The sequence below is a fragment of the Streptomyces beihaiensis genome, assembly GCF_026274175.1.
Lineage (GTDB): Bacteria > Actinomycetota > Actinomycetes > Streptomycetales > Streptomycetaceae > Streptomyces > Streptomyces beihaiensis.
On record NZ_JAPHNL010000269.1, the window covers coordinates 1 to 10446 of the forward strand.

Consider the following 10446-nt stretch of genomic DNA (forward strand, 5'->3'; position numbering starts at 1 on the left):
CGGGGGTGCCCCGGCCGTTCTTGGTGAGCGTACGAGTACGGTGTCGCGCGGATCGCCAGGACCCGGCCCGAGGGGCCCGCCCCTTCCCGGGATACCGGCACAGGGCGGCTAACCTTACGTGTCCGCCCTGGCCAGGGGTACCGGGGAACCGGGGACGTTCGGGGACCAACTCATGCGGAAGGTTGCGCACATGGGCATTCTGGATCTGCTGCGGAACGCGTTCGGGCGTCCCCGGAAGAAGGAAGCGGAACCGGGTGCCGCCACCGGCACGGATGCGTCTGTCGCCGCGCCCCGGACCACGACGGCCACAGCCACGGCCACGGCGGAGCCCGAAGCGGGCACCCCTACGCCGGAACCGGAGGTCACCCTCCCGGCCCCGTCCCCCGAACCGACCCCACCCGCCAAGCCGGAGTCCCACGAGAGGCCGACGGTCCCCGCCCCGTCGAAGGGCGAGGCGGACGACTTGGTGGCAGCGGCCTTCGACAACGTGGTGGTCCCCCGCCCCACCAAGGAACCGGACCTGCGGCCTGACACCACGGCCGAGACGGACACCACGAACGACGTGGACGCCACGGCCGACGCGGACGCCACGGCCCAGGCGGACGGCACAGCCGACGCGGACACCACGAACGACCACGACACCACGGCCCACGCGGACACCACGGACACCACAGCCGACGCGGCCGACGCAGACACCACGCCCCACGCGGACGCCACGGTCGACGCGGACGCCACGGACGACCACGACACCACGGCCGACGCGGACAGCACGGACGCCACGGCCGACGCGGACGGCACGGACGGCACAGACGCCGCCACCCCCGTAGCCAACACCGACCCCGCCCCCGCTGTGGGCAGTCGTCCCGCAGGGCGGGACGGGTGGGCACAGCCCCCGGTGCCGCAGGACGAGGCGGACGGCGCCGACCCCGTCGCGGCAGAGACCGAAACGCCGGCGCAGCCGGAGGAAACGGACAAGCCCGACCCCGTCGCGGCAGAATCCGAAACCCCGGCCCAGCCGAACGAAACCGACCAGGTCGACCCCGTCGCGGCAGAGACCGAAACCCCGGCCCAGCCGGAGGAAACGGACAAGCCCAGCCCCGCCGCAGCCAAGCCCGCCACCCCGGCCACCCGTGTCCGAAGCACCGCCGCACCCCTCTCCCCCGCCTACAAGGCGGCCGGCGCCGAACTGAAGCGCCGTAACCTGACCGGCACCCGCGCCACGGTCTACCTCGTGCTCGACCGCTCCGGCTCCATGCGCCCGTACTACAAAGACGGCTCCGCCACGGCCCTCGCCGAGCAGACCCTCGCCCTCGCCGCCCACCTCGACGAGTCCGCCACCGTCCACACCGTCTTCTTCTCGACCGACATCGACGCCACCGGCGACCTCACCCTGGACGCGTACGAGAACAAGATCGACGAGTGGCACGCGGCGGCGGGCCGCATGGGCCGCACCAGCTACCACCGCGCCATCGAAGAGGTCGTCGCCCACCACGAGAAGAGCGCCGACCCGACCGCCCCGGCCCTGGTCGTCTTCCAGACGGACGGCCCCCCGGACGTGCAGCGCCCGGCGAACGAGGCCCTGGCCAAGGCGGCGAGCCACCCGATCCACTTCCAGTTCGTGACGTTCGGCGACCCTGACGCCAAGGGCTTCGACTACCTGCGCAAACTCAAGGCGGACAACGCCGCGTACTTCCACGCGGGCCAGACCCCGCGCGAGCTGACGGACGCGGAGATGTTCAAGGGAATCCTGGCGTCCTGGCGCCCGTAGGGCCCGTCCGAGGGCGCACGGGCACCCGGCGGCCGTCCGCGCTGTAAAACACCGCGCGGGCGGCCGCCCCATGTCGGCTACGATTTTTGGATTCCACCGGCACCGGACACCACCGGCACCGCCGGTTCCACGTCACTACCCGGGAGCAGCCCCCGATGGCTCGACACCTCATCACCAGCGCCCTTCCGTACATCAACGGGATCAAGCACCTGGGCAACATGGTGGGGTCCATGCTCCCGGCCGACGTCTACGCCCGCTATCTGCGCCAGCGCGGCCACGAGGTGCTCTACATCTGCGCGACGGACGAGCACGGCACCCCGGCCGAGCTGGCCGCGAAGGAGCGGGGCCTGCCCGTCGACGCGTTCTGCGCGCAGGCGCACGACGCGCAGAAGGCGGTCTACGACGGCTTCGCGCTCGCCTTCGACCACTTCGGCCGCTCCTCCTCCCCGCAGAACGCGGAGATCACCCAGCACTTCGCTCGCAAGCTGAACGAGAACGGCTTCATCGAGGAGCGGGCGATCCGCCAGGTCTACTCCCCGGCCGACGGCCGTTTCCTCCCCGACCGCTACGTCGAGGGCACCTGCCCGCACTGCGGCTACGACAAGGCCCGCGGCGACCAGTGCGAGAACTGCACGCGCGTCCTCGACCCGACCGACCTGATCGAGCCGCGCTCCGCCATCTCCGGCTCGACCGAGCTGGAGATCCGCGAGACCAAGCACCTGTTCCTGCTCCAGTCGAAGCTGCAGCACGAGGTCGAGCGGTGGATCGACGAGGTCGCCGAGGAGTGGCCGCACCTGGCCTCCTCCATCGCCCGCAAGTGGCTGACCGAGGGCCTCAACGACCGCGCGATCACCCGCGACCTCGACTGGGGCGTCCCGGTCCCGGCGGACACCTGGCCGGAGCTGGCCGCCGAGGGCAAGGTCTTCTACGTGTGGTTCGACGCCCCGATCGAGTACATCGGCTCGACGAAGGAGTGGGCGGACGCCGCCCCCGACGGTGAGAGCCGGGACTGGAAGTCCTGGTGGTACGAGCCGGCCGGCGCCTCCGACGTCCGCTACACGGAGTTCATGGCGAAGGACAACGTCCCGTTCCACTCCGTGATGTTCCCGGCCACCGAGATGGGCGTGCGCGAGCCGTGGAAGAAGGTCGACTACCTCAAGGCCTTCAACTGGCTCACGTACTACGGCGGTAAGTTCTCCACGAGCCAGAAGCGCGGCGTCTTCACCGACCAGGCCCTGGACATCCTCCCGGCCGACTACTGGCGCTACTTCCTCATGGCCAACGCCCCCGAGTCCGACGACTCCTCCTTCACCTGGGAGCACTTCACGGCGACGGTCAACAAGGACCTCGCCGACACCCTCGGCAACTTCGTCAACCGCGTGCTCTCCTTCTCCCGCAAGCGCTTCGGTGACGACGTCCCGGCGGGCGGCGACCCCGGCGAGGCGGAGACGCGCCTCGGCGAGGAGATCGCGACGCTCCTCGCCGAGTACGAGGAGCACATGGAGGCCCTCCAGTTCCGCAAGGCGGCCGCCGCCCTGCGCGCCCTGTGGTCGGCGGGCAACTCCTACCTGGAGGAGAAGGCCCCCTGGCTGGAGATCAAGACCGACAAGGACGCCGCGGCCCTCACCCTGCGCACGGCGATGAACCTCATCCACCTCTACGCGGTGGTCTCCGAGCCCTTCATCCCGTCCTCGGCCGCCGCCATGCGCGCCGCGTTCGACCTGCCGGGCGACGACGCCACGTGGGTCACCGCCGAGCAGGCCAAGGCGCTGACGACGCTCCCGTCCGGCACCCCGTTCACCGTCCCGCCGGTCCTCTTCGCGAAGATCACGGACGAGGACCTGGAGTCGTACAAGGAGCGCTTCGGCGGCCGGCCGGAGCAGCAGCCGCAGCAGGAGCAGCCGGAAAAGTCGGCATGACCGAGATCCACACCCCGCGTCTGCTCCTGCGCCGCTGGACCGATGACGACCTGATCCCGATGGCGGAGGTCAACGCGGACCCGGCGGTCATGCGCTGGATCCGCGACGGCGCCGTCCTCGACCTGGAGCAGACAGCGGAGGCCATCGAACGGTGGGAGGAGGAGTGGGACGACGAGGGCTTCGGCCTCTTCGCCGTCGAGCTCCTCGGCTCGGGCGAGCTGATCGGCTTCACCGGCCTCTCGGTGCCCGGCTTCCTGCCGGAGGTGCTGCCGGCCGTGGAGATCGGCTGGCGGCTCGGCCGTCAGTTCTGGGGCCAGGGGTACGCCTCCGAAGCCGCCCATGCCGCGATGGAGTTCGCCCTCCAGGACCGGGGTCTCGACCGCCTCGTCAGCATCTGCCGGGTGGAGAACAGGGCCTCCGAGAACGTGATGCGCAAGCTCGGCATGGCCCTGGACCGCGAGACGGTCCACCCGGTCCACGGCCACGCCCTGCACGTCCACGCCATCGACCTCACGGAGTACCAGGCCTGACCGGCGCCGCGGGTGCCCCGCTCCCACGCGTCCCGCACCCGCAGCGCCCGCCCGGCGCAGGAGCAGCGCCCCGCCCGCATAGGCGGCGAGCACCGCGATGCCCGTCCACGGGCGGCGCCGCGAGGTCCCGGGTACGAGTCGGGCCTGCTGGTGCCGCGCTCCGGCTGGGGCCTGTTCCCAGGGACTGTCCGGCGGATCTTGTCGGGGTCACGGGGTCACGGGGTCACGGGGTCACGGTTCACGGGGTCCGGCACGCCGACCTACGGCGTTGTCGTCGGTTGCCGACGCTCCGCGTCGACGCCGCCCTCCGCCTCGTATCTCGACGCACCAGACCCCGCTCAGCAGCACCGATCGCAACGCGATCGACCGCATCCGACCTGATCCGCCGGACAGCCCCTAACCCACCCACTCCTTGAGCGGCTCGGTGTCCAGTTCGATGCCGACGGGGTCGGGCAGGGCGACGCTCTTCCCGAAGGGGACCGTCACCCGCTGCTCATAGCGCACACCGTCCGGCTGCGAATGGACCGTGACCTCGCAGCTGTCCCGGTCGATCAGCAGGTACACCGGAATCTCCGACTCGGCGTAGGCGCGGGGCTTCTCCACACGGTCGCGGCGGTTGGTGTCGCTGTCACCGGATGTCACCTCGACGACCATGAGGACCCCATCGGTGGAAGCCCACTCGCCTTGGCCCACGAACGTGCCACTACGAGCCAGAGCGCCATCCGGGCGGGCGTTGCCCTTGCGGTACGCCTCCACGTGCAGTCCCTGTTCCGGATAGAGCCACCAGCCGCTGTCGGCTTGGATACACAGGCGTGTCAGCCACTCGCTGATCCGCCCGTGATCCCCGTCCGGCAGGCCCTTGACCCCCAGTTTTCCGTCGATGAACTCCAGCCGCAGCGCCTCGTTCGTCCGTATGGCATGACGGTCCAGCTCCTCGAAATCCTCCTGGCTCAACACCACGCCGGACCGCTCCTCTACGAGACTCATGACGGCCTCCCCCCTCGTCATCGCCGATCAGACCACTGCCATCACGGTACCGGCGACCACTGACAGCGGCCCGTCTTCACGGAACGTAGCGCCCGAACGTAGGGCGATCAGGTGACCGACGGCCGCGCACAGAGCATCACGACAACCGCCGCGGGCCACGCCACCGTCGCCCCGCTGACGCCGCGCAAGCGGACGGTGGGCGGCACGGGCGAGCCGTGACCGCGACCGTCACCGGTCACACCGTGTTCCTGTTCCCGGCGCCGAGACGGGTCAGCGACGCTCGCGCCGCCCCTGGATCCCCCGCAACAGGGCGTCGAGCCCCGCGGGCGAGACGGCGAGTATCCGGTCCGGTTCGTCGCTCTCGCGGAGGAGCAACCCGCCTTCGGAACTGGCCAGTTCGACGCATTCGTTACCGTCGGCGCCACCGGAGAACGACGACTTCTGCCAGAGGGTCACGACCTACAGCTCCTTAGCGAGGCGGTGGATGAACTCCCGTGACCGGGAGGGGCCCAACGATGCCGACTCCACCTTACGAAAGAGCGTTCGCATACCCTGAAGCTGCGCCGCGGCGTTCAGAAACGCCGAACCGTACGGGGTGTCCCGCTGCACTGTGTCCAGAGCCGGAACAGGGCCGCCCGCGTACACCAGAGCGGCGCTGGCCCCGGCGAACCCGTCCACGTCGAACGGCACCACTCGCACCTCGACGCCGGGCCGCTCGGATGTGTCGAGTATCTCCGCCAGCTGCCCTCGGGCCACCTTCCGGTCGGCCACCCTCGTGCGCAGCACGGACTCGTGCAGCACTGCCACATATGGCAGCGCCACGTCCCGCCGCAAGATTTCCTTCCGCCGCATCCGGTACTCGACCCTCGGTTCCAGTTCGCTCTCCGGGAGTTCGGGCCGCCAGTAGGCGAACACGGCGCGCGCGTACGCCTCCGTCTGCAACAGCCCCGGCACGTGAGCCGTGCCGATGACCTGCAAGTGCGTGGCGTGATGCTCCAACTCCGCCAGATCGAGGAAGGCAGGCGGCAGGACCCCTCGGTACTTCTCCCACCACCCGCGCGTCCGGTCATCCGCCATGGCGGCCAGCGCGTCGATCAACTCCACGTCAGTGCAGGCGTAATGGGCGGCCAGTCGGCGCACCCGCTCTCCGCCGATCCCAGCGTTCCCCGCCTCGAACTGGCTCATCTGGGCCGGAGCCACGCCCAACAGGCCCGCGGCCTCCCTCGACGACATGCCCGCGGTGTCACGCAGTTTGCGCAGCTCGGCACCGAGACGCACCTGCCGCGCCGTCGGCTGGATCCTCGCAGGCATTCGACTCCCAAGCCTCAACAACGGTACTCGCCATGGGATTACCCACCCCGAACGAGTGCCAGATTACCCGAACGACTTGCAAGCGCCGAATATTTAGCCCTACCGTCAGTGACGCAACGACCACGCGACGCTCCCTCCACGGAAGCGCACCGCCCCGCCATGCCATGGCGGCGACGACAGAGCCACCGGAACCGGAAGGCCGCCGCACCCCACACCACCCCACCGGCACACCAACGGAGTTGATGCCCCATGCCCGAAATCGACACAGACAGCGATGACGGTGACTGGGAGTACGCCCTCACCGTCCCCAACGACGCACGCGCCGTCCCGATCGGCCGCCGCACCCTGCGCCTGATCCTCACCGCACACGGCCTCCCACACCTCGCCGAGGCCGCCGAACTCATCGCGACCGAGCTGGTGGCCAACGCCGTACAGCACACCAAAGGCCCCGCCGCACTGCGCCTGCGCTGGTCGGCGCGGACCTGGGTGCTGCGGATCGGCGTCTGGGACACCGATCCGACGCCACCCTCCCTCACCCCCGCACCCACGGCCGCCACCGCACTCGACTCGTCCGGCCGGGGCCTCGCCCTCGTACGCGAGGAGGCGGACACCTGGGGCTGGTACGGGCTCGGCCGGGCCCAACCTCCTTACACGGGCGGAAAGTTCGTCTGGTGCGAGCTGACGCGGGCCGCCTGAACCTTTCTTCCTCACTCGAAAGGCTGACCGCATCCCGTTCCGCCGGACGCAGGACCCCGGCCCACCCAAAGGTGTCCGCATGGTCACATCGCTCCACGAGGCATCACACCGGATCTTCAACGAACGACCGGAGATCCTCGTCCCGGTCTTCAAGGTCCTCGGCATCCCGTTGCCCGAGAAGGCGACCGTCGACGCGCTCGTCCCCGACGTCACGGAGATACGGCCTCTCGAACGCCGCGTGGACTCCGTGCTCCGGGTCACCCCTTCCGACGGCGACACGTTCCTGCTCGCCATCGAGTCCCAGGGGAGCAAGAAGGAGGAGAAGGAGTCGAGTTGGCCGTACTACGTGGCCCATCTGCGGGAAAAGTACCGCAAGCCGGTGCTGCTCCTCGTCGTCTGCCAGAACCAGGGCATCGCCAAGTGGGCGACGGGCCCGTTCACCTGCGGAGCGCGCGGCTGGACGGCCCAGGCCACCTACCCGTTGGTCGTCGGACCGCACAACCTGCCGGTACTCACGGAACCGCGTGCCATCTCGGAGAACGTCGCCATGGCGGTCTTCTCCGCCATGGCACATAGCCGCAGCCGCAAGGGCTTGGCCATACTGGATCCGTTGGCACAGGTGCTCAACGGGCTCGGCAAGGACACCGCCGAGTACTACTTCGACCTCATCGACATCAGCGTGGCGGACGTGCCCGCGGCAAAGAGGAAGTGGAGTCACGCCATGGCGACATTTTTCACTGCTTTCCCCGGTCGGGGCACCGTCCGCGAGACGGCCTACTTCGAGGGTAAAGCGGAGGGCAAGGCGGAGGGCAAGGCGGAGGGCGAGGCCAACGCCGTTCTGCGGATTCTCGACCTGCGGAACATCACCCTGACCGAGGCCGACCACGACCGCATCACCACCTGCACCGACCTCGACACCCTCGGCCGCTGGCTCGACCGCTCGCTGACCGCCGCCACCACGGCCGAACTGTTCGCCGACGAACCCGCCGGGGCCGGGACCGACCAGTAGGACACCTGGGAAAAGTGTCGCAGTTCTACGTACAACTGCGACACTTTCCCGAGCGGGCACCCGACGCGAGACGAGACACGCGACGACCTGGGAAGGCGCGGTCGGGGCAGGGCCCGCCCCGACCACCCGGTGCCGGAGACGACACGTACGGCGAAGGGCGAAGGGCCCGGCACCGCTTCGGCGGTTCCGGGCCCTTCCTCGTACGAGCAGCGACGCCGTTACTTCTTCTCGACCGGCTTGCGCAGCTGGATGTTCAGCTCGCGCAGGCGCGACTCGTCCAGCTCGGTCGGGGCGCCCATCATCAGGTCCTGCGCGTTGCCGTTGAGCGGGAACGCGATGGTCTCGCGGATGTTCGGCTCGTCCGCGAGGAGCATGACGATACGGTCGACGCCCGGGGCGATCCCGCCGTGCGGCGGGGCGCCGAAGCGGAACGCGCGCAGCATGCCCGCGAACTCGTGCTCGACCGTGTCACGGTCGTAGCCCGCGATCTCGAAGGCCCTGAGCATGATCTCCGGCTCGTGGTTACGGATCGCGCCGGACGACAGCTCCACGCCGTTGCAGACGATGTCGTACTGCCAGGCCAGGATGGAGAGCGGGTCCTTCTCCTCCAGGTCCTTCATGCCGCCCTGCGGCATGGAGAACGGGTTGTGGGAGAAGTCGATCTTGCCGGTCTCCTCGTCCTTCTCGTACATCGGGAAGTCGACGATCCAGCAGAAGCGGAAGACGCCGTCCTCGAAGTGACCGGCCCGGCGCGCGGCCTCGACCCGCACCGCGCCCATGATCTTCGAGACCTCGTCGAACTCGCCCGCGCCGAAGAACACGGCGTGACCGGCCTTCAGGCCCAGGCGCTCGGTGAGGACCTTGACGTTCTCCTCGGTGAGGAACTTGGCGATCGGGCCCGCGAACGTGCCGTCCTCGCCGACGCGGATCCAGGCCAGGCCCTTGGCGCCCTGCTCGACCGCGTAGTCGCCCAGGCCGTCGAAGAACTTGCGGGACTGCGACGCCGTGTCCGGCACCGGCAGGGCGCGCACGTGCTTGCCCGCGAACGCCTTGAACTCGGAGCCGGCGAACACGTCCGTGATGTCGACGAGCTCCAGCTGGGCGCGGAGGTCCGGCTTGTCCGAGCCGTACTTGAGCATGGCCTCGCGGAACGGGATGCGCGGGAACGGCGACGTGACGTGGCGGCCGCCGCCGAACTCCTCGAAGAGCTCCGTCATGAGCTTCTCGATCGGCTGGAAGACGTCCTCCTGCTCGACGAAGCTCATCTCGACGTCGAGCTGGTAGAACTCGCCCGGCGAGCGGTCCGCGCGGGCGTCCTCGTCGCGGAAGCAGGGCGCGATCTGGAAGTAGCGGTCGAAGCCCGAGATCATCAGCAGCTGCTTGAACTGCTGCGGGGCCTGCGGCAGCGCGTAGAACTTGCCGGGGTTGAGGCGGGACGGCACGACGAAGTCACGCGCGCCCTCGGGGGAGGTGGCGGTGAGGATCGGCGTGGCCATCTCGTTGAACCCGAGCGCGACCATCTTCGAGCGGATCGCGGCGATCACGGCGCTGCGCAGCATGATGTTGCGGTGCATGCGCTCGCGGCGCAGGTCCAGGAAGCGGTACTCGAGGCGGCGCTCCTCGCCGACCCCGTCGTCCTGGTTGATCTGGAACGGCAGCTGCTGGGCGGCGCCGAGCACCTCGACCTCGGCGGCCTCGATCTCGACCTCGCCGGTGGGCAGCTCCGGGTTGACGTTGTCGGCGCCTCGGGAGACGACCTTGCCGTCGACGCGGACGACGGTCTCCTTGGTGAGCTTGTCCAGGACCTCGGCGGCGGCGGTGCCGGGGCGGGCGACGAGCTGCGTGATCCCGTGGTGATCGCGCAGATCGATGAAGAGGATGCCGCCCAGGTCTCGGCGATTGTGCAGCCAGCCGCTCAGCCGGACGTCGGTGCCGACGTCAGAGGCGCGGAGCTCGCCGCAGGTGTGGGACCTGTACCGATGCATCGTCGTTCATCCAGTCTTCGCGGATCGGGGGCAACGAGCTACCAGACTACCGGCCACCCGACCGCCCCATGGGCAGTCCACCGCCACCCGCCTCCCCGCCTCCCCGCCTCCCCGCCTCCCCGCCTCCCCGCCTCCCCGCCTCGGGCAGTCTGCCTCCCTCGGGGCGGCAGGGCGGGCAAGGCGGCACCCCGGTGCGGCGGGCAGGCGCGGTCGGCCCACCCCCGTAGCAGCGCGGCGACAC

The 10446-nt window shown here is 69.8% G+C and carries 9 protein-coding genes; 5 read left to right on the forward strand and 4 right to left on the reverse strand.

Annotated elements, in window-relative coordinates:
• The first annotated feature begins 190 nt into the window (after positions 1-190).
• The 3 genes from OFY01_RS21700 to OFY01_RS21710 all read left to right on the forward strand — a co-directional run bounded on the left by OFY01_RS21700 (position 191) and on the right by OFY01_RS21710 (position 4217).
• Positions 191-1768 (forward strand): VWA domain-containing protein, encoded by a 1578-nt coding sequence (locus OFY01_RS21700; RefSeq protein ID WP_266602474.1) that lies wholly within the window; start codon positions 191-193, stop codon positions 1766-1768.
• An 86-nt stretch (positions 1769-1854) separates the two neighbouring features.
• Positions 1855-3687 (forward strand): methionine--tRNA ligase, encoded by a 1833-nt coding sequence (gene metG, locus OFY01_RS21705; RefSeq protein ID WP_323135539.1) that lies wholly within the window; start codon positions 1855-1857, stop codon positions 3685-3687.
• The gene (locus OFY01_RS21710; RefSeq protein WP_266602478.1) at positions 3684-4217 is read left to right on the forward strand and encodes a GNAT family N-acetyltransferase; all 534 of its coding nucleotides are present in this window, start codon (positions 3684-3686) and stop codon (positions 4215-4217) included. The genes metG and OFY01_RS21710 overlap by 4 nt, the downstream gene beginning before the upstream one ends.
• Positions 4218-4613: 396 nt before the next feature.
• Here the strand turns inward: OFY01_RS21710 and OFY01_RS21715 are convergent, their stop codons facing one another.
• From OFY01_RS21715 to OFY01_RS21725, 3 genes are all read right to left on the reverse strand, one after another.
• Positions 4614-5204: a Uma2 family endonuclease gene (locus OFY01_RS21715; RefSeq protein ID WP_266602480.1), complete on the reverse strand. Its 591-nt coding sequence runs from the start codon at positions 5202-5204 to the stop codon at positions 4614-4616.
• Between the two features lie 270 nt (positions 5205-5474).
• On the reverse strand, positions 5475-5660 hold the full coding sequence (locus OFY01_RS21720) for a DUF397 domain-containing protein (RefSeq protein WP_266602482.1): 186 nt from the start codon (positions 5658-5660) through the stop codon (positions 5475-5477).
• Between the two features lie 3 nt (positions 5661-5663).
• A complete protein-coding gene (locus tag OFY01_RS21725) occupies positions 5664-6515 on the reverse strand; it encodes a helix-turn-helix domain-containing protein (protein WP_266602484.1) in 852 nt (283 codons plus the stop codon).
• A 249-nt stretch (positions 6516-6764) separates the two neighbouring features.
• On the opposite strand from OFY01_RS21725, the gene OFY01_RS21730 reads away from it, so the two are divergent.
• Both OFY01_RS21730 and OFY01_RS21735 read left to right on the forward strand, forming a co-directional pair.
• Entirely contained in the window at positions 6765-7211 is a 447-nt protein-coding gene (locus OFY01_RS21730) for an ATP-binding protein (protein WP_266602486.1), read from the forward strand.
• 79 nt (positions 7212-7290) lie between these two features.
• The gene (locus OFY01_RS21735) at positions 7291-8220 is read left to right on the forward strand and encodes a hypothetical protein (protein WP_266602488.1); all 930 of its coding nucleotides are present in this window, start codon (positions 7291-7293) and stop codon (positions 8218-8220) included.
• Between the two features lie 218 nt (positions 8221-8438).
• Here OFY01_RS21735 and aspS read toward each other — a convergent pair whose 3' ends face one another.
• Positions 8439-10205, reverse strand: coding sequence for an aspartate--tRNA ligase (gene aspS, locus OFY01_RS21740; RefSeq protein WP_266602490.1), 1767 nt, complete (start codon positions 10203-10205; stop codon positions 8439-8441).
• Positions 10206-10446: the final 241 nt, after the last annotated feature.